We start from the raw sequence: 26,245 nt of genomic DNA on the forward strand, positions 1-26,245 counted from the left end.
TGCAAGTCATATTTTACAAAAAAAACAGAGAAGTGCAAAAAATCACAGATTTGAGCGTACGGCATCACTTATATGGAAGTCGGCCGAGACTCTCCCGTTCCATTCGTTCCGCTGCAGTCTCCCTGCGAGGTGCAAAGGATGGTTCTCTCCGGATAAAAGCAAATCTGCTAGCCCCGTTTCATCGGCTCGAAACGCCATTGCGCGGATAGAGATGCCGTCCCGGCTCTTGGCGCTCACCCGAACATGCCCTCCCCGCAGCATCTCTGAAAAAGTAACTGTCATGTCAGGCAGAACAAATGTGGGCGTAGGGTTGCCCGCGCCATAAGGTGCGACCTTGTCGAGCACATCCAATGTTTCAAGAGAGACGGACCGAGGGTGAAGTATCGAGTCAACTTTTAAGGTTTGATGTTCAAGCGCTTCAGCCACGGAGGAACTTAACTCGGTTTCCATAAAAGATTTGAAAGCTGCAATTTTATCAGGGTCTATTGTCAATCCGCCTGCCATTTCATGGCCGCCGCCTGACAATAATAAACCTGCTTCCTTTGCCTTCGATAAAGCCCGGCCAAGATTTACGCCTTTGATAGAGCGTCCAGATCCTTTCCCGACGCCCGAATCGTCTATGCCGATGACCAAAGCCGGCTTATCCAGACGGTCTTTGATTCGCCCTGCGACAATACCGATTATACCCGCGTGCCAATCCTTCATTGAGACAATAATTATGGGTGACTCTTCCGGTAATTTTAACGCCTCCTCCATGGCCTCTGTCTGAATTTGCGCCTGTAGAGCCCGACGCTCTGCGTTTACTCTGTCTAATTCCGCGGCGTGAGAGTAAGCCAGTTGCGCATTCTCAGTCGCAAGCATCTCCGCCCCCATAAAGGACACCCCGATTCGCCCTCCGGCATTGATTCGCGGACCAAATCCAAATCCAGCGTCCTGCGTCGTGAAAGGCGGTGTGAGTTTCGCAATATCGGCTAGAGCTTCGATTCCGGCGACATCCTTGCGAGAAAGCACTTTGAGCCCTTGGGCCACGATAGAGCGGTTTAATCCCGTCAACGGGACAACATCACAGATTGTCCCTAAGGCCGAAAAGCCTAATAAATTCATAGGTTTAACAGCTGGCGATAATCCGCGCTGCTTCGCTTCACGGTTCAATGCAATAACCGTCAAGAAGCTGACGCCGGCCGCCGCAAGATGGCCGAGCCCAGACGTATCGTCTGCGCGGTTCGGGTTGATAACCGCGAGCGCCGCCGGAATATCATCGCCCATCAAGTGATGGTCAATCACAACAACATCCAGCCCAATCTCACTCGCGTGGTTTAGAGCCTCTGTCGCCGCCGCGCCGCAATCCACCGTTATGACGAGATCTGTGCCCTCTGATTTAAGTTTCTCAAATGCCTCCGCCGAGGGGCCATACCCTTCTAAAAGTCGGTCAGGCACATAAAGGCCCCAATCCTGTCCGATTCCCCTCGCCCATCGCAAAAGTTGCGCGGCAGAAGTCCCTCCGTCGACATCATAATCGGCAAAGATGCAAATCTTCCGGTTTTGGTCGATCGCGTCGAATATAGCCGCAACGCCTTTATCCATATCGGTAAGCACCGAAGGATCTGGCAAGGAGGTTTTTAAACGTGGATTTAGGAAATGCTCCACTTGATCTGCTGAGACATTCCGACCTGCCAGTAACTGCGCCGTCAGAGGAGAAATATCAGCCGCAAGCAGAAGCGCCTCAGCGTCGCTCTGAGACGCACGAGACACCCACTTCCTGCCCTTTACAGAGCTTTCAACGCCTAGAAGCGCGCTCGACTCGCCCATTAAACGGGACGGGCGGAGCGGAGTTTTTGAACGGCTTTATCAACAGAGTTCATAACGAGAGTGTGCGTATGCACGCGGCCTTTAGCGATTCTAACGCCATCCAAGAGCGAACCTTGGGTAACGCCAGTCGCAGAGAAAATTGTCGGGCCTGACGCCAATCCTTCAAGATCATATTTCGTGTCTAGATCGTCGATTCCGACACGGCGAGCGCGAGCGACTTCATCGTCATTTCTAAAGTGTAGACGTCCCTGCATTTGTCCGCCAACGCAGCGCAGCGCAGCAGCCGCCAAAACGCCTTCCGGCGCTCCGCCCTGCCCGATATACATATCAATTTGCGTGTCCCGATCCGTTGTCGCAATCACGCCTTGGACATCGCCATCACTGATCAGGCTGACCTTTGCGTCCATATTACGTAGAGTCTCTATAATTTTGCCGTGCCGCGCTCTATCCAAAACGCAGACAGTAATATCTTTCGCGCTTACCCCTTTGGCTTTGGCTAAAGCTTTGACATTGTCTTCGACGCTTTTGTCGAGATCGACCAGTCCGGGTTCAAAACCGGGGCCAATTGCAATTTTATCCATATAGGTATCAGGCGCGTAGAGAAGTCCTCCGCGCGGCGCAAAGGCCATGACAGCAAGCGCATTGGCCATGTTTTTCGCAGTGAGCGTCGTGCCTTCAAGAGGGTCAAGCGCGATGTCAATTTCAGGACCTTTGCCCAGACCAACTTCTTCGCCAATATAAAGCATAGGGGCTTCGTCACGCTCTCCTTCGCCAATAACGACGCGGCCTTTGATTTCCATGGCATTGAGGTCGGTGCGCATGGCGTCTACAGCAGCTTGATCGGCGGCTTTTTCGTCGCCCCGGCCTGCTAGCTTTGACGCCGCGATTGCCGCTTTTTCTGTCACGAGTGCCGCTCTTAGCGCTAGCCCCGCATTAAATCCAACTTTTGACATTCCTGCCCCTCTTTCAAAGTTCTAAGCTCATTCAAATTTCTAGGTCGTGCTTTAATAACATGTATGAAACGGCTCGTAATTACTCCGCGGCCATTTCTCTGTGGGCGGTCAAGAAATGCTTCACATTTCGGGCAGCTTGACGAATGCGCTGCTCATTCTCAACGAGAGCAATCCGGACGTAGCCTTCCCCGTTTTGGCCGAAGCCATTTCCAGGAGCAACAGCGACGCCTGCTTCTTTCATAAGCAATTTACAAAACTCGACCGAAGTCAGGCTTTCAAACCCTTTGGGCAGGGGTGTCCAGGCAAACATGGAAGCCTCTGGCGACGGGATTTCCCATCCCGCACGAGCAAAGCTGTCTATGAGCACGTCGCGGCGGTATTTATAAATCTCTCGAGCGCTGTGAACGCATTCTTGGGGGCCATCCAAAGCAGCGCAGGCGGCCACCTGAATAGGGGTAAAGGCCCCATAATCCAGATAGGACTTCACACGTGCCAAAGCCGCTACTAATCGTTTTGAACCCACAGCAAAGCCAATACGCCACCCTGCCATGGAATAGGTTTTAGAGAGAGACGTTGTCTCAATCGCCAAAATATCATCTTTAGCGCCCGGCACCTGAAAAATAGAGGGCGGAGCTTCGCCGAAATAGATCTCTGAATAGGCGAGATCGGAGAGGATGATGATGTCGTTCGCTTTCGCGATTTCTACGATCTCTTCGTAAAAACTCAAATTCGCGATGTGACCGGTCGGATTAGACGGGAAGCATACAACAATCGCCATGGGAGGCTTGTCAGCTTTTGCTAAGGCATCTTTCACGCCGGCCAAATATTCATCTGCTGTAATTGCGGGGATGCCCTGAATTTTAGCGCCCGCAATGACAAAGCCGTAGGCATGGAGAGGATAAGACGGATCAGGCGCATATATCACGTCCCCTGGGGCCGTGATAGCTTGGGCGAGATTCGCAAACCCTTCTTTGGAGCCAATCGTTGCAACGACTTCCGTTTCCGGGTCAAGACTAACGTCAAACCGTCTTTGGTAATAGCGGGCGCAAGCTTGGCGTAAGCCCTTAATTCCGCGCGACGCGGAGTACCCTGTCGTTTTGGGGCGTTGCACCGTTTCAACGAGTTTGTCGATAACGTGCTGAGGCGTCGGGAGATCGGGATTGCCAAAGCCAAAGTCAATAATATCCATGCCGCCCGCTCGTAATTCAGCCTTGAGCTTATTGACTTCCGCAAAAACGTAAGGCGGGAGGCGCTGAATGCGATAAAAATCTGGAGTTTCGACCACGGTTTTGTCCTATTTCGGATCGTCGGCCTTGTAAGCCTGAGCTTGGTTTTTAAGGGCTTCGAACCTTGCCTCTAAGGCAGCTTCAGAGGGCTGTACATATTCTTTGTCGGGAACGGAAAAGCCGTCCCTGACTTTGATCATAGTGTTTGCTGATTCGTCCCAACTTGCATCGGATCGAATATCATTCGGGACTTCGGGGGCTTCATCCACAGATGGAATAGAAGAATCAATGTTTTGAACATCTTCGTCGAATGCCGACCCGCCCATCAAATCTATTTTAGGCGCATTTACAGAACTACAGGCTGACAATCCCGCGAGGCAAGCAAGGGTCAGGCCAGTCATTTTAAAAGTCTGTGTAAATCTGAGTGGCACAGCGGCTCCTCGGCTCATCATAGGTCTAATATTCGATATGAGCGGCTTTGGGCCCGCCGTCATCTAAATTATGTCTCATCTAGGGGAAAAATCCAATCATGTCCAAGCCAAGGTTTTCATCCCAGCCTTGTGACAAATTATAATTTTGAATAGCCTGCCCTGAGGACCCTTTGGTTAAATTATCAATCACAGCGATCACAATCGCTGTGTCAGCGGTTCGGTCCTGAAATACATTCATATGACAGCGATTTGATCCGCGCACATGCCGGGTTTGCGGAACCTCTCCCTCTGACAAAACCGTGACAAACTTGCTATTTTGATAGGCTGCTTTTAAAGATTCTCGTAAGTCATTGTAGCCACGACCTTTTTTGAGACTAACGACAGTCGTCGTGATCATCCCCCGATTCATAGGGACCAAATGCGGCGTCAGGCTGACAGTTGTTTTCTGCCCTGTCACACGTTCAACAATTTGATCAATTTCCGGGGCGTGGCGATGGTTGCCGACGCCGTAAGCATGGGCCCCTTCTGCAAGCTCAGTAAAGCTCAGCCCCAGAGACGCTTTTCGGCCTGCCCCCGTCACGCCAGTTATTGCTGAAACAGCTAGGGATGAAGTTTCAATCAGATCGTCTTTCAATAACGGCAGCAACGGTAAGAGTGTACAAGTTGGAAAACATCCAGGACAGGCGATTAGTTTCGCATTTGCGAGCGGTTCTCTTGCCCATTCGCTTAACCCGTAAACGGCTGTTTCCAAAATTTCCGGAAAATTATGGGTTCTTCCGTAAACGTTTTCATAAAGGTCAGGATCACGCAACCGAAAATCGGCCGATAAATCGACGACGGTGTCCACGTGCGGAAGTATCTCCACTATCGTTTCCTGACTGGCACCGTGCGGTAAACAGGCAAAAGCAACGTCAATGTCGGACCAACTTATATCTTTCCAGTCCTGCAAATCAGGTAAACCCAGATGCGCCGTGTTGGCGAAAACGTCGCCGGCGCGCTCTCCGGCCCGGCTGTGACCTGTTAAGGCGGCGATTTCCAGCTTTGGATGATGCTGCAACAGGCGAATGACTTCAACGCCAGTATATCCCGACGCGCCTAAGACTGCCGCCTTTTTAATATTCGCCATAGTTTTGTTCCACAAAAAAAGCGCCCCGATTTCCCGAAGCGCTTAAAACATCGCGATGATTCGCTTTGTAAGGTCTTAATGAACCGATGATTAGCGCTTGGAGAACTGGAAGCTCTTACGGGCTTTCGCTCGGCCGTATTTCTTACGTTCAACAACACGTGAGTCACGCGTAATAAAGCCAGCGGCTTTCAGCGGACGACGCAGCGCAGGCTCATAATATGTCAGAGCTTTCGTGATGCCATGACGTACAGCGCCCGCCTGACCGGAGAGGCCGCCGCCTTTAACGGTTGCGACAACGTCATATGAATCAACGCGATCAGAAACTTCAAAAGCCTGACGGATGATAAGACGAAGAACCGGACGCGCGAAATAAACTTCTTGGTCGCGGCCATTCACAGTCACTTTTCCGCTTCCAGGTTTGATCCAGACGCGGGCAATAGAATTTTTACGTTTGCCTGTTGCGTAAGAGCGGCCATGTTCGTCAATCTTTGGCTCAGGCAATACTGTATTATCAACTGCAGCCGCGCCTTCGCCGCCAGCAGTGCCGTCAATGACGTTTTTCAAATCGGCAAGTGTTTGGGTCTCAGCCATGATCTTAGGCTCCCTTCACGTTTTTAGGGCTCATAGACGCGAAATCAATGACTTCAGGTTCCTGAGCTGAATGGGGATGATCCGTCCCGGCGTAAACGCGCAGATTGGATAATTGCTTACGAGCCAACGGGCTTTCTTTTGGAAGCATACGCTGTACCGCTTTGCGCATGACGCGGTCAGGGAAACGTCCATCAAGTATCTTATCGGCTGTCCGCTCTTTCAAGCCACCCGGATGTCCGGTGTGCCAATAATATTTTTTGTCTGTCCGTTTTTTACCTGTGAAGGCCACTTTTTCCGCATTGATGATGATGACATTGTCACCACAATCCATATGCGGAGTGTAGTCGGGGCGATGTTTACCGCGTAAGCGCATAGCAACAAAAGTCGCCAAACGGCCAACGACAGCATTTTCTGCGTCGACGAGAATCCATTTCTTCTCGATATCGGCAGTTTTCAAAAACTGGGTCGTTTTCATAATATCCTCTTCGTTCGACAGACTGACCTGTCGGCTAAGGGCGGCTAACTACTGGAGGCCGCCCTTATCGTCAACAAAAGAATTCAGAGACCTGCCCTAAAAACTACTGCAAAAACAAGCGTTTAAAAAAGCGGTATTATAATACCGTAACTTTTCTGCTGTTTCTCCAAACCCACATTGCACAGAGAAAGACCAGAATTGAGCTAAACTGATGTAGAAGCGACAGATTCAGTGGAGCGACAGCAAGTAATGTCCAGATACCTAAACAAACCTGCCATAATAAAAGGCCTGTAAACGCCAAAAGCGCCCCGATACGAGCTTTTTGCCGCAAAGCAGAGACCCAAAGGCAAATAGCAGTGCCTAGAATAACATAAGCGAGCATACGATGATTGAACTGGATGGCAGCGGTATTCTCAAAAACGTTTCGCCAAAAGGGAGACATCATCGCATAGCCATCCGGCACAAATCTGCCGTCCATTAACGGCCAGGTGTTGAAGGTTTTTCCAGAATGTGTTCCCGCCACAATAGCTCCCGCCAAGACCTGTAAATAGACCAAGCCGACTGTGAAGATAGCTAAGGGCGTATAAAATGACCTTTTGCCCGTAAAGGTCAAAGATGATCGCGGGCGCTCGATTTGATCCCTTAACAGCCAAAAAAGAATACCGAGGATCAAAAATGCCATCCCCAGATGTATCGCCAATCGGTACTGACTGACGGAAACCATTCCATCTTGCAGGCCACTATGAACCATCCACCATCCAATTGCGCCCTGTAACCCGATAAGAAAAAGGACGGAAACATACCCAAAGACGGAGCCTTTGGGCAATTTGCCTTTCAGCAGAAAGAAGAAAAACGGCACGACGTAAGCAAGACCGATCAATCGACCAACCTGTCTGTGCGACCATTCCCAAAAATAAATAAATTTGAACCCCGCCAAATCCATATCCGGATGTTCCGCCATAAACTCGGGGATCTTTTTGTATTTTTCAAACTCCGCGACCCACTGAGCATTAGATAATGGAGGCAAAACTCCGCGGATGGGCGCCCATTCTGTAATAGACAAGCCCGAATTCGTGAGACGCGTTGCGCCGCCAATCACAATAATAGCTATGACGAGCAAAATCATAACGAGTAGCCAGATGGCAACAGGACGGTGTTGGGGATTTGCAGACATACGGGACATATAAACCGCCCGGACAGGATTACTCTGCGACATTTTCACAGAAAACTGGTAAAATCAAAGATGGTCGGAGTAGCAGGATTCGAACCTGCGACCCCTAAGCCCCCAGCTTAGTGCGCTACCGGACTGCGCTATACTCCGACATCTTCGATGAGGCGGCCTATAGTCTGTGAGATACTCATTGGCAACAACCGAATGCCAGTCAGCTCGCGCTTTTCAGAAACGGCGCCCAACGTGCTTTCAGGGACTGCAAGCGTTCTAGGGCCTCTTCAAAATCCTGACGGCGCTGGGCAATTTCACCCTCTGAAAGGGTCGGAGCTTGCGGAGCAGACGCCACTACTTTTGGGGTTATGTCCGGCACGTCATGGGAGACAACGACTTCTTCAGTCGGTCGCGTCACGGGAGGCTGAACGACCTCCTCCGATGCCGGGGCTACAGGCATGCCAGGCTCGCTCTGGGAAACTTTTTGTATCCGCTCGGGAACAAGAACAGTCTCTTCGACCTTGCGTTCTCGCGAAGCCTTTTGCACGGACTGACCCAGCTCTAGCACTCTTCCCGGGCCTTTGAGACGGATTAGCTTTTGAACGTCTTTGATGGGATGACCTTCATCGTGAAGGAGAATTTTTATACCTCGCAGAAACTCAATGTCTTCCGGTCGATAAAATCTCCGCCCACCGCCACGTTTAATGGGCTTGATTTGAGAAAACTTAGACTCCCAAAAGCGAAGAACATGCGGTTGGAGGTCAAGCTCTTCCCCAGCCTCACTTATGGTTCTGAAGGCCCTTGTCGTTTTTGCTTGGGTCGTCTTGGCTTGCATCACTTATGACCGAATCAATTTCTGTATGATTCAGTGTATCACTTTTTTGGGGTCAATGACGAATCGACCCGTTCGCGCAAAACTTGAGACGGTTTGAAAACTAAAACGCGACGGGAAGTGATAGGCACTTCTTCGCCTGTTTTAGGATTACGACCAATGCGCTCTTTTTTGTCGCGGAGCGAGAAAGTCCCAAATCCGGCTAATTTGACATGCTCACCGTTAAGCAAGGAGTTACAGATATAATCGATAACAGATTCAACCAGTTCGGCGCTCTCGGAGCGCGAGAGGCCGATCTCGCGATAAACCGCTTCGGCCAAATCGGCCCGCGTGACTGTTCCAGGATTTTGGATCTCCATAACCATGTCCCCTTAAAGCAAATCTGCCTAGCGCGGCGCAAGCGAAATATTAAAAAGACTAGACTTAGCTCCGGCTTAGATTGCTTTTTGGTAAATTTAAAGTCGTTTAATACCGCAATAGGGCAGCGCCCCACGTAAATCCACCGCCGAATGCTTCCAACATAACCAAGTCACCTGGCTTTATACGTCCGTCCTCGACCGCGCTGAGCATAGCCAACGGGACTGAGGCCGCAGAGGTATTCGCATGAAGAGCAACCGTCGATATAACTTGGGACGGTTCGATTTTTAGCTTTTTCGCCACGCCATTTAGAATGCGTTGATTGGCCTGATGCGGAACAAACCAATCAATATCGGATATCGGCACTCCCGCTTTATCGGCGCAGGATCTCATTGCATCCGCAATTTCCGTCACAGCATGTTTGAAGACCTGATTACCCAACATTCGGAGCTTGCCAACTGTCTGGGTTTTGGACGGGCCGCCATCTACATATAACATTTCACGGTATCGTCCGTCGGAACGAATGAGGTGATCCAGAACGCCTTTATCGCCTCCCTCTTCGCCCTTGAAAACCATAGCGCCAGCGCCATCGCCGAATAAGACACAGGTAGAACGGTCTTCCCAATCCAAAATCCGGGAAAATGTTTCAGCACCGATCAATAATACGGTAGTCGCCGCGCCGGAGCGGATCATAGAATCAACGACGCTGACCCCATAAAGAAACCCACTACATACCGCCTGAAGGTCAAAAGCAGCGCCATGGGTCATGGCAAGACGTTCCTGAATTAGGGTCGCCGTTGAAGGAAAAGTATAATCCGGCGTCGACGTCGCAACAACAATCAGATCTAAATCATCAGCTGTTAATCCGGCATCTTCAAGTGCTTTAACAGCTGCTTCATATCCTAAATCAGATGTGGTCTCACCTTCTGCTGCGATATGTCTCTGATGAATTCCTGTCCGCTCTCTTATCCATTCATCACTGGTATCCAGTGACTTGTCCAAATCCTCGTTCTTGAGAATATGGTCCGGGAGGTATCCCCCAATCCCTTTTAAAACAGCGCGGCGCATCATTCGATAAATCCAATATTGTCGTCTTCGTCATGGAGGCGTTCAACCTCGCGTTCAATCTCTTCCAAGAAATTACTTCCGGCCAAGCCAATTGCGACATTCAAAGCATTGGAATAACCGACTTTATCCGTACCGCCATGGCTCTTTATCACTATGCCGTTCAGCCCCAAAAACACGCCCCCATTCACGCCACGCGGATCGATCCGCTTCTTCAGCTTTATCAAGGCAACGCTGTTCAACATGGTCGTAAATTTCGACCAAGGGTTACCTTGGAGGGCTTCATTAAAAAACTTCCCAATAAGCTTTGCAGTGCCTTCAGCTGTCTTCAACGCAACATTCCCTGTGAAACCGTCCGTTACGACCACATCTGTATTGCCGAATGAAATATCATTTCCTTCGACATATCCTTTATAATTTAGGCCAATATCGCTTTCTGCTAGTCGTTCATGGGCGGCTTTGATAACCGCGTGCCCCTTTTGATCTTCTGTACCGACATTAAGCAGGCCAATCGAGGGGTGTTCTTTTTTGAAAAGCGCCCGGTAAAAAGCGTCCCCCAAAACAGCAAACTCTGCAAGTTGAGACGCCGTGGCTTCAACATTAGCGCCTACATCCAGGACAACGCTAATGCCTTCCGGGCGAGGCCAGTTAGCCGCGAGAGCCGGACGCTGAATTCCGTGCATACGGCGCAATTGAAGCATGGACATCGCCATGAGAGCACCTGTATTTCCAGCCGATAAGACTGTGTTAGCACGGCCCTCTTTCACGGCTAAAATAGCGTTCCACATGCTTGTGCCTTTGCCTTTGCGAAGAGCTTGCGATGGCTTCTCATCCATCGCGATTTCGGTTGGGCTATGGCAAACCTCGGAGCGTTCGCGGGTTAACGGATTTTTTTTAAGCAACTTATCCAGACGCGGCTGATCTCCATGCAGCAGGAAACGCGCGCGGCGGCCCTTGCCCTCATGTTTTAAAAAATATTCGATGCCCTCGATAACGATTTCAGGCGCATCATCCCCGCCCATCGCATCAATCGAAACTATTAGACCGTCTAGCATAAAGTCCCTTTACTCTCTCGTGCCGCTATAGCCGAGCGCCCCGCTATAGCCAAGGTGAGCACTCATGCCTATTTATTAATCTAAAATCACTTGAAAGAGCTTAAAGCGGTGGAAAATCAAACTTCGCCGAAGCGATTTGCCCGAGTGATTTTTGTGAAAGCGACTGGCGGAAAGTGACACTATAGATTTGAAGATGATCCAGGAACTCGACGGACAATTCATCTTCCGTTTCAGCGTAAGGCGAGGACGCAACCGATTTTATACCTTCTTTCGGCAACATTTCGGTATAATCTTTCGCACGGGCATAAAAGAGTCGAATCATAGGCTTAATGCGTTTCTTTACCCCTGTATCGGAAATACCTTCTTCTCTGAGAGCAATTTCAAAATCATCTTTCATATGGTCGAACAAAGCTTGTGAGAGGCGCTGTCCCTGCTCTTCGAAGGATCTTAGGGCCTCTAGGACAGCAGCCATATGGAGGGTAAGAACATCTATTCGGCCATCATAACTATCAGGAAAACGCCCCCCGCCATAAAAATGCGGATTACGGGATTGTTGCATGAGCTTGGTATAGATGAGCGCAGCATCGCGTTTCACCGTATCATTGCGTCCGAATAGCCGAGTCATAAACCCCATAAATCTAACCTTTGTTTAACACAGTATCTGTCTTGCCAGTGGGCAGCGCTTTGGTTAGGTCTTAGCGCGTTCAGACAGAAGTAAAAGTGGCGATATGACCTCTAACCTTATTAAAACAGCGTGTTTCGGAGCTTTGATGCTCTCACTCACTGCGTGCAACCCTATTTTGCGGACGCATGGCTATGTCGCGACCGAAGCCAAACCACAGGCGGTAAACCCTGAAACGGATACGAAAGCCAGTGTTTTGGCACGTTTAGGAAACCCATCTATCAAGAGCACATTTGATGAGGATCTGGACGAAGACATCTGGTTCTACATGAATAGCGTTCGTCAACGTTATGCTTATTTGCGGCCTAAAATCGAAGACCGCAGCATAACAGCGATTACATTCGATCTGGACGGGCAAGTCACGCAAGTGGCCGAATACGGCATTGAAGACGGACAATATGTCGATTACGTCAGCCGTAAAACGCCGACACGAGGACGGGAACTCTCCGTCCTCGAACAAATTTTCGGTACAATTGGCCGGATCCCGACTGATCGTCTTGGCGGCGGCAATCAGGATATTCCAGGTGGACCGGGCGGCCCTGGCGGCGGACGCTAGAAGCCCGGCGTTCATTAGCTAATTGTGAGAGTAGCCTAATTTTTGGAGCGGCAATTGCTGCCCCTTTAGACCTTGGCAGTGAACGCTTTCTCCTTCGGTAACTTTTCCAACTCTCGTGACAGCTAAATTGATTTTGTCTGCGCCTGTCAGGATGTGACCCGCGTCTTCCGGTCTAGCCGTAAACAATAGCTCGTAATCATCGCCATTTGTTGCCAATTCCACTCGCCTCGCCTCCTCCGCTTTTGCGGTGCACCATTTCAAAGAGGCATTACTTAGGGGAATATCTGCTAATTTGACGGAAAGAGACTTTTGACTGGCTTTGGCAATATGTCCCGCTTCGGACAATAAACCGTCAGAAATGTCTGCACAGGCGGTCGCGTAACGACGAAGCGTTTTTCGAAACAACAGTCTTGGCGTTGGGTGGCGGAAGGCTTCTTCCCAAACCCAGAGGTCTTCTCGACTTGGACCATGTTTCAAAGTTTCGGGTGTTTTTTGCGCTAATTGCAGGCCCAAATACGCATCTCCGATCGTCCCGGTGACCCATATATCGTCTCCAAGTTGGGCCCCAGACCGCAAGACAGCCTTTCCGCGAGGAACAACCCCGATAAAGGTGGCGCTGATGGACATAGGCCCTTCGGTTTTCACCGTATCGCCGCCAAACAGAGAAAACCCGAATCTGTCCTGTTCCGTTTTCAATCCCTTGGAAAACGCGTGCATCCATCTTTTAAGATCAGAAGAGCTAAGATGTTTCGGCCAAGCGACAGACAAAAGATAACCCACCGGGCGAGCGCCTTTTGCGGCGAGGTCTGAAAGATTTACGGCCATCAATCGACTGGCCGTGCCCGCGCCGTATTCGCCTTGTAAAAAATGGATTCCCTCAATCAGGCTGTCTTGCGTCAGAATTAAATCCTGACCATCACTGGGCGTGTAAAGGGCTGCATCGTCTAGGAGTTTCAGGCCCTCTGGCCCTGCAAGAGGGGCGAGATAAGTTTGAATCCAATCGAACTCGTCCAAACTCAGGTCTCTTTCGCCGACTCGCCAATTAGTCCGAATTCAGCACCCCGAACCTCTTTGCCAATTTTATCCAGGATACCATTGACCATGCCAGGCTCTTTCCCGTCGAAAAAGTCAGCCGCGATAGACACATATTCGTTGATAATTACAAGCGCGGGAATATCCGGACGGCGGATCATTTCATAGGCGGCGGCGCGTAAAAGACTTCGTAGCGTCAAATCTAGGCGGCGAAGCGGCCATTTCTCCGGCAGCAGAGAGCTAATTTTTTTATCAATCGCTTCTTGAGAAACAACAACTCCTTCGATGATTTCTTCGAAGAACGTTTCATCCGCTCGAACCATGCCAGGCTCATCACTATAGCCGAACCGATGGTTTAGAAATTCTCTTACAACCGCTTTAGATGGGGCGTTTGCAACGTCCATCTGATAAAGCGCTTGAACAATTGCGATACGAGCGGCGCGGCGGTGTTTTGGGTTTGCGCCAGCCATTATGTTGCTGGCTCTGATAAAGCCGTTCTAATTCGGATCATTTCAAGGACGGCATTGGCTGCAAAGCCCCCTTTATCCTTTTGGTTAGATTTCGCGCGGGCCCAAGCCTGATCTTCGTTTTCAACCGTAATAATACCATTGCCAATAACGAGCGCTTTATCGACGGCAAGGTCCATCAAAGCACGCGCGGATTCCTGGCACACATAATCATAGTGGGTGGTCTCCCCGCGAATAACGCAGCCCAAAGCAACATAGCCATCGAAATTTTGAGACCCGGCCTCGGCATAAGCGATAGCATGTGGAATCTCCAGCGCACCGGGTACGGTGAGTTTGGTGATAGACGCGCCTGCTTCTTGTAAAACCGCAAGAGCGCCTTCCAAGAGCGCGTCGGAAACGCCCTTATAATATCGGGCTTCGATGACAAGAATATTCATTCTGATTAGACCTTAGAATTCTTAAGTGGTGTGATACCGACGAGTTCGAGGTCATAGGCTTCGAGACCAATAAGCTTCGGCATCGTGTTTGTAATCAACCGCATTTTCTTGACGCCTTGATCTACCAGAATTTGTGCGCCGACGCCATATTCTCGAATGTTTTGTTCTTTGCGGTCAATAGAGGATTTGTGAGCGCCGAGCCGTTCAAGCAGCGTGTCGATAGAGCCTTCGCGGATCAACACCAATACAGAATGACCGTCATAAGCGGCTAAGTCTTTCATAGCGTCCCAAATGAGGCCGGACCGAGGACTGTCTTCGTAAAGAATGTCTCCGGCAAAATCGACTTTGTGCACCCGAACCAGTGACTCTTTGTTGGGGTCAGGTTCGCCTTTGCTTAGAGCGACATGTTCTAAGCCGTCGAGGAAATTTTGATAAATATGAATTTGGAAAGAGTCGTTATTTTGAGACGTAAATTCAGACGAGGCAATGTGTTTGACGAAGTGGTCTTTCTTCATCCGGTATTTCACCAGATCTTCAATCGTCCCGATTTTTAGACCATGAAACTGGGCGAAGCCGACCAAATCAGGCAAACGGGCCATTGTTCCATCATCATTCATGATCTCGCAAATCACAGCAGACGGGTTCAACCCGGCCATTCTGGAAATATCGACAGACGCTTCGGTATGACCTGTTCTCACCATAACGCCGCCGTCTCTGGCAATAATGGGGAACATGTGGCCGGGGGATACAATATCATCCTTACGGGACTCCGGGTCAATCGCTGTTTGGATAGTATGTGACCGGTCGCCGGCGCTGATACCCGTCGTCACCCCTTCGCGGGCTTCGATGGACTGGGTAAAAGCCGTCTCAAACCGAGACTGGTTTTCGGCGCTCATATTGCGAAGCCCGAGGGCGTCTGCTTTGGTTTCTTCCAGTGCAAGACAAATCAAACCTCTCCCATACTTCGCCATGAAATTGACGGCATCAGGCGTTGCGAACTGGGCCGGAATTATGAGGTCCCCCTCATTTTCCCGATCTTCAGCATCTACCAGGATATACATCCGGCCATTGCGGGCATCCTCGATAATTTCTTCTGGCGTTGCGAGGTTGTAAACCTCTTCCGCCTCGGCGCGTTTCAAGTCAGTCACGATTTGTCTTTCATTTGCGACAGGTAACGCGCCACATAGCGGGCTATCAGGTCTATTTCCAGATTTACTTTGTCGCCTGGCTGTAATTGACCAAGGGTTGTCACCTCTGCGGTATGAGGAATAATATTCACGCTGAATGACACCTTGTCAGCGGCATTTACAGTTAGCGAGACGCCATCAATGGTGATGGAGCCTTTCGGCGCAATCATAGACATTAATTCCGGGGGCGCACTAAAAACAAGTTTGAGCGAGCCTGCGAGCGGCTCCCTGGTCAGCAAAGCGCCGATCTGATCGACATGGCCCGTGACCAAATGCCCTCCTAACTCATCGGTAGCCGTCATGGCGCGTTCTAGATTCATTTCTTGCCCAATACTCCAACCTTTCAGTGTGGTTTTGTCGAGACTTTCATCCGAAACATCAAAGGCGTAGCGACACCCTTGTGCCGTTTGCTCTTTCTCCACGACCGTCATGCAAGCTCCGGCGTGGGAAATAGAGGCCCCAATCGCAATTGTTTCACAATCGTAATGACTATCAACAACGATGCGCGTATCTCCCCATTCAGAGCGCTTTCCGCTCTGGTCTCGGTCGATTGAGACGACACGGCCTATATCTGTGATAATTCCTGTAAACATATCCGTTTATGTGACGCTTAATCAGCTGATTTCAAGGCGTAACGTTCCCATATATCCGAACCGACTTCATTCAAGTCTGTGCGCTCGAAACGGTAAATTGCGTTTATATTCGTTAGCCCCAGATCGCCTATCGCAGGCCGGGCTTCTGCGCCAAGGATAACCGGCGCCCTAAACCATTCAATTGTATCGACTAAGCTCTCACGCAGAAAACTAGCTGCCAGCGTTCCGCCGCCTTCCAATAAAAGCGTTCGAATTCCGAGGTTAAAGAGGCTGTCCAGAGCGTGTGGCAGGCTTAGTCCTTTTTCATAAGGGACAACAATTAACTGAACCCCTAAATCTTTCAGCTTCATAGCCGCATTTCCTTCATCAGAGCGCGTCAGAATATAGGTCGGAGTTTCAAAGGCAGTTTGAGCAAGGTTAGAGTCGGGTGACACTCTTAATTGGGAATCAAAGATCACACGCACTGGATCGGGTTCGCCAGTAATTCTCGTCGTGAGCTGAGGGTTATCCGTAACCGCAGTATTGGACCCGACCGCGATAGCGTCATGTCGGGCACGAAGTTTACGCCCTTCCTTGCGCGCGACTTCGCCCGTAATCCATTCGGATTGCCCATTTGCCAGAGCAATTTTGCCGTCTAAGGACGTGGCGAGTTTCAGGGTTATGAGAGGCCGATGCAAACCAGATTATTCCTCTTCTTTGTCGGACTGTTCCATGTCAGGCTGGAGTTTTTCACTCTCAATAAAGGTTTCAAAGTCCTGCGTTGCGCGAAAGTCTTTATACACTGAGGCATATCGCACATAGGCGACATCATCGAGCCTTGCGAGCCCTTCCATCACCAGTGTCCCGATCTGATCGGAGGTAATATCCGCCTGCCCTATGCTTTCCAACTGACGAACGACGCCGCTTATCATTTGTTCTACACGATCTGTTTCGACAGGGCGTTTTTGGAGCGCTATCATAACCGACCTGGCAAGTTTATCTCGATCGAAGGGCGTCCGGCGACCTGATTTTTTGATGACCGTCAACTCTCGAAGTTGAACACGTTCAAAGGTCGTAAACCGACCTCCGCACTGAGCGCATAACCGACGCCGCCGAACCGCTGAATTATCTTCGGCCTGTCGGCTGTCTTTCACCTGAGTGTTTTCAGAGGAGCAAAATGGGCAACGCATCGGCGGCAGGTATCACAGTTTCTTTGACGTCGCAATATTCAGGCCGTGTTTAACGCCTTGATCAGCAAGGATTTAGATACTGCATATAGAGACAAAAAGCCTTGATTTATGTCTTGCCTCGATTCACAAGGTTGTTCAACCTTTGTTCTTCGACTGGTCTGATTGCAAGACTGTGGATAAGAAGGTTGATAAGCTTTGTACCGCTTGAGGAGAAGATCAGTTTTGAAAGCGCATAGCTACATCCGCGCAGAGCAGAGACGGTTTCGCCGCGCCTCCGAGGGTCGGCAGTGGACAGTTAAAGAACTGCCTCAATACTATTATCACAAGACTTTTTGCGACATGCTTACCCATGTCAGTACGCGCCATACAAAATTGATGGCGACAGAGCATACCAATTTTATCCGAGATTTTGAGTCCCTGCCCTTTCCCGCCCAGTGCGCCTATGCTCGCATTGCCGGGCGTAAAGGCACGGTTTTTAATTTCCACCACCTGCATTATTCCGAAATTCAAGATATTCCAGGTCAATTTGACCTATTACGCGAACGGGGGTTCGTCCGACTAATCGAAAGCAAAGATATCCGATCTTATCTAAGCGCTTTGACCAAGCCGGAATTGACAAGTTTAATGCTAGACAGGGTTTGCGAAACCAAATTCAAGCGCTCTTGGAAGAAGGCGCGGTTGATAGACATTGCTTGCAAACAGATGGATTTTGATGACGTCGATATTCCCGACGGATATATCGTTCAGTCACGGTTAAAAGCATTCAACTACCTCTTATTTTTATATTTCGGCCGAATAGAAACTAGTCTGCAAACCAAAACCTTGAAGGAGTTAGGCCTTGTCCGCCCTGCCCGCTCTGATGCCGCGCACCTCAAATTCTGTGGTCTGGAAGACGCCCAAACAGCTTACTTTTATGCCTCTGCTTTGCAGAGCTTTAAAGATGATGATGACAACGAGATTCAAAACCTAATTGAAACAGTGGATAACTGGCCGGGGTCTGTGGACGGACCAGTCTCTGTAAAACGGGGAAAACTCCTCCTAAAACTAGGGGGACTGTGCGAACGTCAAGGCGACATTGGATCTGCGCTCTCCCTATACGAGCGCTCCGACAGCGGGCTTTGTAACGAGCGTATTATTCGCATTCGATATTCCCGAAACGCTGATGGAGATAGAGATTGGGTTGAACAACGGCTCGAGGAGGCGATCGAAAACCCGGAAAGTGATGAGGAGCACGCTTTCGCCGAAGACTTTTATGCCCGTAAATTTGAAAAAAAGCGCACAAGCGTCGTAACCGATCTGCTACGGAAAAGCGAAATTCTGTTTCTGGATGAAGCTTTTCGCCACACCCCTGAACAAGCCGCTCTTAGGCATTTCAAAGAACAAGGAATTGAGGCTTACAGGACTGAAAACCGTCCTTGGCAAATGCTCTTTGGGCTTTTGTTTTGGGACGAAATTTATGGAAAAGGTGTGGAGCGCAGCTGGAGACTTCCAGACAGCCTAAAAACGGGCAGTTTTTATGAGACTCACAAATCCTCTATTGAGGAGAAACTCGCGGATTTATCCCATGTATCAGCAACCTTATTGAAACTTTTGAAAACCCTTACTCGCCATTACAAAGAGGAAAATGGCGTTTTCACCTGGGGCGGAAAGTCATTGGATAGGATTAAAGCCTTGATGACTCATTCACCGGAAGGGGCATTGACGTCGGTTTTACGCCAAATGGCGCAAAACTACATCTCGACCAAAAGCGGCTTCCCGGACCTCATGCTCATCGAACATGGACAGATCAGATTTGTTGAAATCAAAGCTGAGGGCGATGTCTTACGGCGCAATCAACTCACTCGGCTTCGACAATTGAAGTCGGCCGGGTATAAAGCGGAGATCCTTCGTTTAGGCTGGCACATAGATCCGGACCAAACCTATGTCGTTGTGGATGTTGAAACTACAGGCGGGCGGCCCGGGCTCCATCGTTTGACCGAGATTGGCGCCGTCAAAATGCGTGGTGGGGAAGTTATTGATGAGTGGCAAAGCCTGATAAATCCGCAGCGATCCATTCCGCCGAACATCACCCGCATCACAGGCATTGATGAGTCTATGGTGGCGCGAGCACCGTTATTTGCTGATATTGCTGATAGTTTCGCCGAGTTTATGGGCGACGCCATTTTTGCTGCGCATAATGTGAATTTCGATTATGGCTTTATTTCCACTGAATATCAGATGATTGATCGAAAATTCCGCCACCCTAAGATTTGCACCTGTTCTTCCATGCGGAAACTCTATCCGGGATATCGCTCATATAGCCTTAAGAACCTCTGCCAAGAGTTTGAAATTGATTTGAAAAGTCATCACCGCGCCCTTTGCGATGCGCAAGCCGCGGCAGAATTACTCAAGATGGTCAATGAGAAGCGGATTGCCTTGCAAAACGGTGACTGATAAGCCGTTTCCAAAGGGAGACTCGGGTGAAGAAACCGTCTACAAACGTTCTGGAAATCGCTGACCCCCAAGATTTAAGCCCATTACAGGCACAAATCGAAAATCGACTCTCCGATCTCATACCTTCTGATCAAACTTGGCCCGTCAAACTTCATGCCGCCCAGCGCCACGCGCTCTTATCTCCCGGAAAACGCTTTCGTCCCTTGCTTTGTGTCTTGATTGCCCAGGGCGCCTCAAAGGACATCGCAAAGCGTCAAGCAGCTATAGATGTCGGCTGCGCCGCCGAAATGGTACATGCCGCGTCTCTGATTTTGGATGACCTTCCGTGCATGGATAACGCCGCCTTGCGCCGTAACAATCCCACCACACATATTGCTTTTGATGAAAGCACAGCGATTTTAAGCGCGACCTCCCTTCTAAATCGGGCCTTTGGAGTATTGGCCCGCTTGCGAGACATTGACCCAGTAATCCGTATCGCTTTAGTGGATTTATTGTCTTATTCAGTCGGCTCCACCGGGCTAATCGCGGGACAAATGGCGGACCTGGCAAATGATGACGCTCAAACCAATCTTCAGGATGTCGAACGCTTAAACCGTCTTAAAACCGGCGCTCTGTTCGAATTTACGATCTACAGCGCCGCAATTTTGACGGAGCTTACAGTGGGGCAAAAAGAAGAGTTAAAGGACTTCGCTTATCACCTCGGTCTTGGCTTTCAGCTTTTGGACGACTTGAAAGACAGTCTCATGGACGACAAGCAAGCGCAAAAATCCGTTGGTAAAGATGAGGGTAAGGCAACAATTCTCGCTTTACTGGGCTCGGAAGAATCCAAACAGACTCTCAAAACTTATCTCTCCTCTGCCAAAGGCGCCCTTCACCGCGCAGGTTTGCAGAACTCTACCTTGCTTGAATCTGTGATTGACCGTCAATTTGCTTTCCTAAATGACGTCTAGTGATGTCTCACACCGGCACGCCATCACTTAAGGTTAAAGACCTGAGCGTTACCTACGGAGAGTTTCAGGCCCTAAAAAGTCTAAGCCTATCAGTAAAAAAAGGCGAATTAGTCGGGGTGATAGGCCCGAACGGAGCCGGGAAAACCAGCTTTATAAAAGCACTTTGCGGCCGCGTTGGATCGACAGGTCAGATTTTCGTTGCAGGACAACCCTTAAAACGCGGGCAGGATAGACGACGCAAAATCGGCTTGGTGCCTCAAGATATTGGGTTATATCCCCAGCTTACGGCCAGAGAAAATCTGGATGTTATCGCCCGATTGCTGGGTGTAAAATCAGATAAGCGCGTTCAGGGCATTGAACAGGCCCTAGAAGCGGTCGGCTTGACCTCGAAGGGAAGCAGTCTGATTCAGGATTTATCAGGCGGAATGAAGCGGCGCATCAATGTCGCCGCTGCCATTATGCACGACCCGGCAATCGTCATTTTTGATGAGCCCACTGCGGGGGTCGACATCCCTGCCCGCGACGAGCTGCACAGATTAGCCCGCCGGCAAGCCGAACTGGGCAAAGCGGTTATTCTTGTCACACATGAACTCAAGGAAGCCGAGACGCTTTGCGACAAGATTTTGCTCCTCTTGGACGGCCAAAAACTAGCTTTCGACTCGGCGCTAAGCATTTTGTCTCAACAATTTGGAAAGACGCGAAACGTCATTCTCCGATTTGCGAGCTCTCCCTCTCCGGAAACGCTCGAAGCGATGCGCTCGTTTAAGTTTGAACGGTCAGACTCAGACGAGGTTTGGATAGCCACCACCCGCCTAAGTGAGCCCGCATTTATGACCGGATTGATTGAGACACTCAAAGACCAGACAGACACTGTGAGGGAAATCTCTATTCGGCGTCCTGGTCTGACGGCTCTCATGCACCATGTGGAAGCCGAAAAGGGATTGATTGTGTGATTTATGCCGTCCTCAAAACGATGGGACTCCGGCTCTGGCGAGACAAAGGGGCTTTGGTTCTGGCTTTTGTTCTGCCTGGATTTATCTTTGCTATATTTGCCGCGATATTTTCAACCGCGTCAGGCGGATCCTTGGATTTGCGCGTGGCCTTCTCAGCAGTCGGAGAGGACCCAGCCGTCATAGCCTTAGCGGACACCCTCCGGGTTGAGGCCACTTTTGACATTCTCGAAAATGAAAAATGGTCCGGCGGGGATCTAAAGGAACAAGTCAAACTTGGCCAAGCGGATGTTGGGCTGGTTATATCTCCCCAAGATGGCGCCCGGCCCCAGATGACAATTGTGGAAGACCCAAGCCGAAAAGTGGCTGCCACCGTAGTAAAGGGACAAATCCGCCAAATTCTGGCAGATAATAGCGGTGCAAGTCAGGATATTTTTACAACAATTTCGGCACTCCCTGAAACATCAAATATCAACGGCCCTGCGGATAAATCCGTTACTTATTATATTGGGGCGACGGCCATTTTATTTCTTATGTTTGCGGCCATGCAGGGAGCCTCGATATCAATAGATGAAAGACGTTCCGGCATATCTGAACGCTTAATGGTTGGGCCTGGCGGCGCTCTAGCTATGCTGACCGGAAAATTTCTATTTCTGACGTTAATAGGGGTGTTACAAGCCGTGGTTATCATCGCGGTTGCAAACTTGTTCTTCGGCGTTCAGATATTGCCTTTTCTAGGCGGACTGGTTTTAGCGTCTATTGGCACGGCTATGCTAGCGTCAGGCCTCGCCCTTTTTACCGCTGCGCTTTGTGCGACCCAAACCCAGATGCACACGGTCTCGACCTTTGTCGTTTTACTGTTCTCGGCCGTCGGCGGCTCCATGGTGCCGCGCTTCATGATGCCGGGCTGGCTACAAAACGCCGGTATCGCTACTCCAAACTACTGGGTGATAGAAGGGTATTACGGTCTGCTCGCACGGGGACAGTCGGTCTTCTCCCTTTGGTCTGTGTGGAGCGTTATATTTGTATCTGCATTTGTGCTATTGGGATTAGCGGCAATATTATCGCATAAACTGATGAGAGTATAGTGAACGCAGGCCTGAAATCAGACTCTGATAAGCTGGAGTCCCGGCGATTGAATTGGGGACTCCCTCTCGGATTCCTTGTCGTGACGTCATGGGCTACGGTGCACATTTACAGTGTCTTTTTCCATGCTCTAAGCGCCCCACTCTGGCAAACGCTTGGTTTGATTGCGCTGCAATGCTGGCTGTATACGGGTATGTTCATTATCGCGCATGATACAATGCACGGCTCATTCGCGCCGAACCGGCCTAAAGTAAACGCTGTGCTCGGAACTGGGATCATGTTCATCTATGCTGGGTTTAGCTGGAAATCTATGAGAGCCGCCCATCACGCCCATCACGATAATTCAGGCCGCGACGGGGACCCGGATTTCAATCTTGATAACCCTCATCAGTTTTGGCCTTGGTATGTGAAATTCTTCACGCATTATTTCGGCTGGAAACAACTCGCCGTGCTTCTCGGATTTACACTCGCTTATATTTTTATATTTGGAGCAAACTACCTCAACACCATTGTGATGTGGGCCGTTCCGGCCATTTTGTCCTCTATTCAGCTCTTCTATTTTGGAACGTATCTCACTCATAGACACGCTGGCGAATTCGCCGATCACCATAATGCCAGAACGAACAGCTATCCGCGTTGGCTTTCACTGCTCACCTGTTTTCACTTCGGCTATCACCATGAACATCACCTTTTTCCGCATGAGCCGTGGTGGCGCCTGCCGTGCCGAAAGTTTGAAAAGAACGCATCATGAGTTGGTATGTCGCGACCTTCATTGTGATATTGAGCCTTGTCGGAATGGAAGTCTTCGCTTGGGTTATTCATAAATATGTAATGCATTCCCGCTGGGGATGGGGCTGGCACGAAAGCCATCACGTTGAAACTGAAGGCGTCTTTGAGAAAAACGACCTCTACGCCGTTTGTTTTAGCGTTATTGCGGCCGCATTATTCATTGTTGGCTCCGTGGGGTATCCCGCCCTCTGGATGGTAGGCCTGGGACTGACTCTTTACGGCGTTTTATACGGCCTAGTTCATGACGGATTAGTACATCAGAGGTGGCCTTTCTTCATTCATACCAAAGGCGGATATTTGAAGCGATTGGTCCAAGCACACCGCCTTCATCACGCGACGCATGATCGGGATGGAGCGGTCTCATTTGGATTTTTATATGCCGGAGATGTCCGCAAGCTCAAAGCAGAGCTGAAATCAAATCAGCGCAAAATGATTTCATGAACACCTTTGGACCATCTGCCTTGTTGGAATGTTACAGGCGCGGGGTGTTTCCCATGTCGGATTCCCGGTCGGACACGCAAGTTTTTCTAATGGACCCGGATCAACGCGGCATCATCCCATTGGATGGTTTGCATATCTCCCGGTCTTTGCGGAAGTTTATCCGCAAATCGAATTGGACCGTAAAATACAATAATGATTTCGTCTCTGTAATCCGTGCTTGCGCCGCACCCGATGACGGGCGGGAAAGCACTTGGATAAGCGAAGGTCTGGAGCACCTTTATATCGCACTACATCAAGCCGAATGCGCCTATTCTGTTGGCGTTTATGATGGAGAGACCCTTGTGGGGGGCTTATATGGCGTTTGCTTAGGGGGCGCTTATTTTGGCGAAAGCATGTTCTCTGATAAGACCAACGCGAGCAAAGTAGCCCTCGTAGCTCTGGTCAAGGCACTAACAGAGGCAGGTTTTACGCTTTTAGACACTCAATTTCTGACGCCTCATTTGGCCAGTCTCGGGGGCGTCGAAATCTCCCGTGCCGAATACCAACGCAGGCTTTCGACCGCTCTTGAAAAAATCGCTCATTTTCCCCAAATGACTATTCCTGTCAGCGCATTATCAAGAGAAAACTCAAGCGGATGACTCGACTTGACGTAGGGCTTTGCCTGTATATGTTGCGCGCAGAAGAAACGGGCGGATATAGCCGCCATTATTTGTCGAAAAGTTGACACTGTTTGAGCGCCTCCGAAGATATTGAAGAAGTCCCAGCGGACGAAGAAATCACGATTACCTTTAAGGAGTTAGGCCTCGCGCCTAAAATCCTGAAGGCACTCGATGATATGGGCCATGAAAAGCCGACTCCTATTCAGGCCCGCTCTATTCCTGCGGCCATGGAGCAACGCGACGTTCTGGGTATAGCCCAGACTGGTACGGGTAAAACCGGTGCCTTCGTCCTCCCTACTCTACACAAACTCGAAAGAGGCCGCGCTCGAGCACGTATGCCCCGTTGTCTTATCATTTGTCCCACGCGGGAACTTGCCGCGCAGGTCGCAGAAAATGTAGAACAATACGGTAAATATCTGAAACTTGAAATGGCGCTCTTAATTGGCGGCGTAAGCTTTGCCGAGCAAGACCGTAAACTTTCCAAGGGCGTAGATATTCTCATTGCGACTCCAGGACGTCTCTTGGATCAATTTGAGCGCGGTAAAATTTTGATGACGGGCGTGCAGACTCTCGTGGTCGACGAAGCCGATCGAATGTTGGATATGGGCTTTATCCCCGACGTTGAGAAGATTTTCAAAATGACGCCTTTCACGCGTCAGGTTCTGTTTTTCTCTGCAACCATGGCGAGTGAGATTAAGCGCCTGGTTGATCAGTTCTTACATCAGCCCGTTACGGTACAAATTGCGCGCCAATCCTCTGCGGCTGAAACCGTCCGCCAACGCATTATCCGAATGCCTTCTTCTGACTCTAAACAGAAACGTACGGCGCTTCGCTGGATTATGAAGCAGGAAGATGTCGATAACGGGATAATCTTTTGTAACCGCAAACGCGACGTCGATATTGTTGCAAAATCTCTGACGGTTCACGGTGAATCGGCGGCGCCAATTCACGGCGATCTATCGCAGTCCCTTCGAACCGAGACTCTGGATAAATTTAAAAACGGCGAAATAAAATATCTTGTCGCCAGTGATGTGGCTGCACGAGGGCTCGACGTTCCAAGTGTGAGTCATGTTTTCAATTATGACGTGCCTAATCACTCCGAGGATTATGTCCACAGAATCGGCCGGACAGGACGGGCGGGCCGCGAGGGCGATACCATCATGCTCGTCGCCCGATTGGATGAAAACAACTATCAGGATATTCTCAATCTCTTGAAAGTTGATGGGATCGAAGAAATTGACGTGCCCGGCATTGAGGATTTCCCGAAAGACGGAGGCCGCAAAAAAGGCCGCGGACGCAAAGGTGATCGCAAAGGCCGCCGCGGCGACAAGGGCTCAAATCGCAAGCATAATACGTCTAAAGACAATAATTCTGATAAATCGTCAAAATCTTCACCCCCTTCGGAAGCTCCAAAGGAAGAGAAAAAAGCTAAACCCTCTCGCAGGAAAGCGCCAACTAAGAACAACTCTGACAAGACGTCAGAAAAAGAGCCTACAGATTTGAAAGCAGAGAGCAATACTAAGAAGAAAAGCTCTAAATCCACACCTTCGAAATCTCCCTCAAAGTCGTCAGATAAAAAAACCTCTGATTCCTCAAAAGGAAAGTCTTCAAATAAAGGGCGTGACCGAAATGGTTTACCTCACAATAAAGACACAGGCTTTGGTGGAAATATGCCAGACTTTTTCAAGGTTTAAGTCGAGAAACAAAAACGACGACCCTAACCGTCAAAGGC

At 49.9% G+C, this 26,245-nt stretch carries 29 protein-coding genes and 1 tRNA gene; 9 read left to right on the plus strand and 21 right to left on the minus strand.

Going from position 1 to position 26,245, the window contains the following annotated elements; all coding sequences use genetic code 11:
* Positions 1-42 precede the first annotated feature (42 nt).
* The 14 genes from recJ to ACNA05_RS09220 form a co-directional block, all read right to left on the minus strand.
* The gene (recJ, locus tag ACNA05_RS09155; RefSeq protein ID WP_415811170.1) at positions 43-1,809 is read right to left on the minus strand and encodes a single-stranded-DNA-specific exonuclease RecJ; all 1,767 of its coding nucleotides are present in this window, start codon (positions 1,807-1,809) and stop codon (positions 43-45) included.
* A complete protein-coding gene (gene glpX / locus ACNA05_RS09160) occupies positions 1,809-2,762 on the minus strand; it encodes a class II fructose-bisphosphatase (protein WP_415811172.1) in 954 nt (317 codons plus the stop codon). Before glpX ends, recJ begins: the two co-directional genes overlap by 1 nt.
* A 79-nt stretch (positions 2,763-2,841) precedes the next feature.
* Positions 2,842-4,047, minus strand: coding sequence for an LL-diaminopimelate aminotransferase (locus tag ACNA05_RS09165; RefSeq protein WP_415811174.1), 1,206 nt, complete (start codon positions 4,045-4,047; stop codon positions 2,842-2,844).
* Between the two features lie 9 nt (positions 4,048-4,056).
* Positions 4,057-4,389 carry a hypothetical protein gene (locus ACNA05_RS09170; RefSeq protein WP_415811175.1) on the minus strand — a complete coding sequence of 111 codons (333 nt, stop codon included), beginning with the start codon at positions 4,387-4,389 and terminating at the stop codon, positions 4,057-4,059.
* A 109-nt stretch (positions 4,390-4,498) separates the two neighbouring features.
* Positions 4,499-5,545, minus strand: a complete 1,047-nt coding sequence (gene argC, locus ACNA05_RS09175) for an N-acetyl-gamma-glutamyl-phosphate reductase (RefSeq protein WP_415811176.1) — start codon at positions 5,543-5,545, stop codon at positions 4,499-4,501.
* Positions 5,546-5,635: 90 nt separating this feature from the next.
* On the minus strand, positions 5,636-6,136 hold the full coding sequence (rpsI, locus tag ACNA05_RS09180; protein ID WP_415811177.1) for a 30S ribosomal protein S9: 501 nt from the start codon (positions 6,134-6,136) through the stop codon (positions 5,636-5,638).
* A gap of 4 nt (positions 6,137-6,140) precedes the next feature.
* Positions 6,141-6,611: a 50S ribosomal protein L13 gene (rplM, locus tag ACNA05_RS09185; protein WP_415811178.1), complete on the minus strand. Its 471-nt coding sequence runs from the start codon at positions 6,609-6,611 to the stop codon at positions 6,141-6,143.
* Positions 6,612-6,747: 136 nt separating this feature from the next.
* The gene (locus ACNA05_RS09190) at positions 6,748-7,794 is read right to left on the minus strand and encodes a COX15/CtaA family protein (RefSeq protein WP_415811179.1); all 1,047 of its coding nucleotides are present in this window, start codon (positions 7,792-7,794) and stop codon (positions 6,748-6,750) included.
* A gap of 61 nt (positions 7,795-7,855) precedes the next feature.
* Positions 7,856-7,932, minus strand: a tRNA-Pro gene (locus tag ACNA05_RS09195).
* A gap of 61 nt (positions 7,933-7,993) precedes the next feature.
* The gene (locus ACNA05_RS09200) at positions 7,994-8,608 is read right to left on the minus strand and encodes a MerR family transcriptional regulator (RefSeq protein WP_415811180.1); all 615 of its coding nucleotides are present in this window, start codon (positions 8,606-8,608) and stop codon (positions 7,994-7,996) included.
* 38 nt (positions 8,609-8,646) lie between these two features.
* Positions 8,647-8,964: an integration host factor subunit alpha gene (locus ACNA05_RS09205; RefSeq protein WP_415811181.1), complete on the minus strand. Its 318-nt coding sequence runs from the start codon at positions 8,962-8,964 to the stop codon at positions 8,647-8,649.
* 106 nt (positions 8,965-9,070) lie between these two features.
* Complete coding sequence (locus ACNA05_RS09210) at positions 9,071-10,030, minus strand: beta-ketoacyl-ACP synthase III (RefSeq protein ID WP_415811272.1); 960 nt, start codon at positions 10,028-10,030, stop codon at positions 9,071-9,073.
* Positions 10,030-11,082: a phosphate acyltransferase PlsX gene (plsX, locus tag ACNA05_RS09215; protein ID WP_415811182.1), complete on the minus strand. Its 1,053-nt coding sequence runs from the start codon at positions 11,080-11,082 to the stop codon at positions 10,030-10,032. The genes ACNA05_RS09210 and plsX overlap by 1 nt, the downstream gene beginning before the upstream one ends.
* A 100-nt stretch (positions 11,083-11,182) precedes the next feature.
* Positions 11,183-11,716 (minus strand): ubiquinol-cytochrome C chaperone family protein, encoded by a 534-nt coding sequence (locus tag ACNA05_RS09220; protein ID WP_415811183.1) that lies wholly within the window; start codon positions 11,714-11,716, stop codon positions 11,183-11,185.
* 94 nt (positions 11,717-11,810) lie between these two features.
* On the opposite strand from ACNA05_RS09220, the gene ACNA05_RS09225 reads away from it, so the two are divergent.
* On the plus strand, positions 11,811-12,320 hold the full coding sequence (locus tag ACNA05_RS09225) for an outer membrane protein assembly factor BamE (RefSeq protein WP_415811184.1): 510 nt from the start codon (positions 11,811-11,813) through the stop codon (positions 12,318-12,320).
* 18 nt (positions 12,321-12,338) lie between these two features.
* Here the strand turns inward: ACNA05_RS09225 and thiL are convergent, their stop codons facing one another.
* From thiL to nrdR, 7 genes are read right to left on the minus strand one after another with little or no spacing between them, the layout of a single operon-like run.
* Positions 12,339-13,334 carry a thiamine-phosphate kinase gene (gene thiL / locus ACNA05_RS09230; protein WP_415811185.1) on the minus strand — a complete coding sequence of 332 codons (996 nt, stop codon included), beginning with the start codon at positions 13,332-13,334 and terminating at the stop codon, positions 12,339-12,341.
* A gap of 2 nt (positions 13,335-13,336) precedes the next feature.
* Positions 13,337-13,822, minus strand: coding sequence for a transcription antitermination factor NusB (gene nusB, locus ACNA05_RS09235; protein WP_415811186.1), 486 nt, complete (start codon positions 13,820-13,822; stop codon positions 13,337-13,339).
* Positions 13,822-14,256, minus strand: a complete 435-nt coding sequence (locus ACNA05_RS09240) for a 6,7-dimethyl-8-ribityllumazine synthase (RefSeq protein WP_415811187.1) — start codon at positions 14,254-14,256, stop codon at positions 13,822-13,824. Before ACNA05_RS09240 ends, nusB begins: the two co-directional genes overlap by 1 nt.
* Before the next feature lie 5 nt (positions 14,257-14,261).
* Complete coding sequence (gene ribB / locus ACNA05_RS09245; RefSeq protein WP_415811188.1) at positions 14,262-15,404, minus strand: 3,4-dihydroxy-2-butanone-4-phosphate synthase; 1,143 nt, start codon at positions 15,402-15,404, stop codon at positions 14,262-14,264.
* Positions 15,401-16,036 carry a riboflavin synthase gene (locus ACNA05_RS09250; protein ID WP_415811189.1) on the minus strand — a complete coding sequence of 212 codons (636 nt, stop codon included), beginning with the start codon at positions 16,034-16,036 and terminating at the stop codon, positions 15,401-15,403. The genes ribB and ACNA05_RS09250 overlap by 4 nt, the downstream gene beginning before the upstream one ends.
* A 17-nt stretch (positions 16,037-16,053) precedes the next feature.
* Positions 16,054-16,713, minus strand: a complete 660-nt coding sequence (locus ACNA05_RS09255; protein ID WP_415811190.1) for a RibD family protein — start codon at positions 16,711-16,713, stop codon at positions 16,054-16,056.
* 6 nt (positions 16,714-16,719) lie between these two features.
* Positions 16,720-17,205: a transcriptional regulator NrdR gene (gene nrdR, locus ACNA05_RS09260; protein WP_415811191.1), complete on the minus strand. Its 486-nt coding sequence runs from the start codon at positions 17,203-17,205 to the stop codon at positions 16,720-16,722.
* A gap of 222 nt (positions 17,206-17,427) precedes the next feature.
* Between nrdR and ACNA05_RS09265 the strand changes: the two genes are divergently transcribed.
* The 8 genes from ACNA05_RS09265 to ACNA05_RS09300 all read left to right on the plus strand — a co-directional run bounded on the left by ACNA05_RS09265 (position 17,428) and on the right by ACNA05_RS09300 (position 26,207).
* The gene (locus tag ACNA05_RS09265) at positions 17,428-19,638 is read left to right on the plus strand and encodes an exonuclease domain-containing protein (RefSeq protein WP_415811192.1); all 2,211 of its coding nucleotides are present in this window, start codon (positions 17,428-17,430) and stop codon (positions 19,636-19,638) included.
* A 26-nt stretch (positions 19,639-19,664) separates the two neighbouring features.
* The gene (locus ACNA05_RS09270) at positions 19,665-20,588 is read left to right on the plus strand and encodes a polyprenyl synthetase family protein (protein WP_415811193.1); all 924 of its coding nucleotides are present in this window, start codon (positions 19,665-19,667) and stop codon (positions 20,586-20,588) included.
* Positions 20,589-20,590: 2 nt separating this feature from the next.
* Positions 20,591-21,541, plus strand: a complete 951-nt coding sequence (locus ACNA05_RS09275) for an ABC transporter ATP-binding protein (RefSeq protein ID WP_415811194.1) — start codon at positions 20,591-20,593, stop codon at positions 21,539-21,541.
* Positions 21,538-22,626, plus strand: coding sequence for an ABC transporter permease (locus ACNA05_RS09280; RefSeq protein ID WP_415811195.1), 1,089 nt, complete (start codon positions 21,538-21,540; stop codon positions 22,624-22,626). Before ACNA05_RS09275 ends, ACNA05_RS09280 begins: the two co-directional genes overlap by 4 nt.
* A complete protein-coding gene (locus ACNA05_RS09285; protein WP_415811196.1) occupies positions 22,626-23,375 on the plus strand; it encodes a fatty acid desaturase in 750 nt (249 codons plus the stop codon). Before ACNA05_RS09280 ends, ACNA05_RS09285 begins: the two co-directional genes overlap by 1 nt.
* On the plus strand, positions 23,372-23,854 hold the full coding sequence (locus ACNA05_RS09290) for a sterol desaturase family protein (RefSeq protein ID WP_415811197.1): 483 nt from the start codon (positions 23,372-23,374) through the stop codon (positions 23,852-23,854). Before ACNA05_RS09285 ends, ACNA05_RS09290 begins: the two co-directional genes overlap by 4 nt.
* A gap of 53 nt (positions 23,855-23,907) precedes the next feature.
* Positions 23,908-24,492: a leucyl/phenylalanyl-tRNA--protein transferase gene (gene aat, locus ACNA05_RS09295; RefSeq protein WP_415811198.1), complete on the plus strand. Its 585-nt coding sequence runs from the start codon at positions 23,908-23,910 to the stop codon at positions 24,490-24,492.
* Between the two features lie 92 nt (positions 24,493-24,584).
* Positions 24,585-26,207, plus strand: a complete 1,623-nt coding sequence (locus ACNA05_RS09300) for a DEAD/DEAH box helicase (RefSeq protein WP_415811199.1) — start codon at positions 24,585-24,587, stop codon at positions 26,205-26,207.
* Positions 26,208-26,245 lie beyond the last annotated feature (38 nt).

Source organism: Litorimonas haliclonae (assembly GCF_965138505.1).
In the GTDB taxonomy this organism is placed as follows: domain Bacteria; phylum Pseudomonadota; class Alphaproteobacteria; order Caulobacterales; family Maricaulaceae; genus Litorimonas; species Litorimonas haliclonae.

What these genes read in the sequence shown, in the direction of transcription:
- recJ (WP_415811170.1), bottom strand. Translation starts at nt 1,809, where the DNA reads ATGGGCGAGTCGAGCGCGCTTCTAGGCGTTGAAAGCTCTGTAAAGGGC.
- glpX (WP_415811172.1), bottom strand. Translation starts at nt 2,762, where the DNA reads ATGTCAAAAGTTGGATTTAATGCGGGGCTAGCGCTAAGAGCGGCACTC.
- ACNA05_RS09170 (WP_415811175.1), bottom strand. Translation starts at nt 4,389, where the DNA reads ATGACTGGCCTGACCCTTGCTTGCCTCGCGGGATTGTCAGCCTGTAGT.
- argC (WP_415811176.1), bottom strand. Translation starts at nt 5,545, where the DNA reads ATGGCGAATATTAAAAAGGCGGCAGTCTTAGGCGCGTCGGGATATACT.
- rpsI (WP_415811177.1), bottom strand. Translation starts at nt 6,136, where the DNA reads ATGGCTGAGACCCAAACACTTGCCGATTTGAAAAACGTCATTGACGGC.
- rplM (WP_415811178.1), bottom strand. Translation starts at nt 6,611, where the DNA reads ATGAAAACGACCCAGTTTTTGAAAACTGCCGATATCGAGAAGAAATGG.
- ACNA05_RS09190 (WP_415811179.1), bottom strand. Translation starts at nt 7,794, where the DNA reads ATGTCCCGTATGTCTGCAAATCCCCAACACCGTCCTGTTGCCATCTGG.
- ACNA05_RS09200 (WP_415811180.1), bottom strand. Translation starts at nt 8,608, where the DNA reads ATGCAAGCCAAGACGACCCAAGCAAAAACGACAAGGGCCTTCAGAACC.
- ACNA05_RS09205 (WP_415811181.1), bottom strand. Translation starts at nt 8,964, where the DNA reads ATGGAGATCCAAAATCCTGGAACAGTCACGCGGGCCGATTTGGCCGAA.
- ACNA05_RS09210 (WP_415811272.1), bottom strand. Translation starts at nt 10,030, where the DNA reads ATGCGCCGCGCTGTTTTAAAAGGGATTGGGGGATACCTCCCGGACCAT.
- plsX (WP_415811182.1), bottom strand. Translation starts at nt 11,082, where the DNA reads ATGCTAGACGGTCTAATAGTTTCGATTGATGCGATGGGCGGGGATGAT.
- ACNA05_RS09220 (WP_415811183.1), bottom strand. Translation starts at nt 11,716, where the DNA reads ATGGGGTTTATGACTCGGCTATTCGGACGCAATGATACGGTGAAACGC.
- ACNA05_RS09225 (WP_415811184.1), top strand. Translation starts at nt 11,811, where the DNA reads ATGACCTCTAACCTTATTAAAACAGCGTGTTTCGGAGCTTTGATGCTC.
- nusB (WP_415811186.1), bottom strand. Translation starts at nt 13,822, where the DNA reads ATGGCTGGCGCAAACCCAAAACACCGCCGCGCCGCTCGTATCGCAATT.
- ACNA05_RS09240 (WP_415811187.1), bottom strand. Translation starts at nt 14,256, where the DNA reads ATGAATATTCTTGTCATCGAAGCCCGATATTATAAGGGCGTTTCCGAC.
- ACNA05_RS09250 (WP_415811189.1), bottom strand. Translation starts at nt 16,036, where the DNA reads ATGTTTACAGGAATTATCACAGATATAGGCCGTGTCGTCTCAATCGAC.
- nrdR (WP_415811191.1), bottom strand. Translation starts at nt 17,205, where the DNA reads ATGCGTTGCCCATTTTGCTCCTCTGAAAACACTCAGGTGAAAGACAGC.
- ACNA05_RS09275 (WP_415811194.1), top strand. Translation starts at nt 20,591, where the DNA reads ATGTCTCACACCGGCACGCCATCACTTAAGGTTAAAGACCTGAGCGTT.
- ACNA05_RS09290 (WP_415811197.1), top strand. Translation starts at nt 23,372, where the DNA reads ATGAGTTGGTATGTCGCGACCTTCATTGTGATATTGAGCCTTGTCGGA.
- aat (WP_415811198.1), top strand. Translation starts at nt 23,908, where the DNA reads ATGTCGGATTCCCGGTCGGACACGCAAGTTTTTCTAATGGACCCGGAT.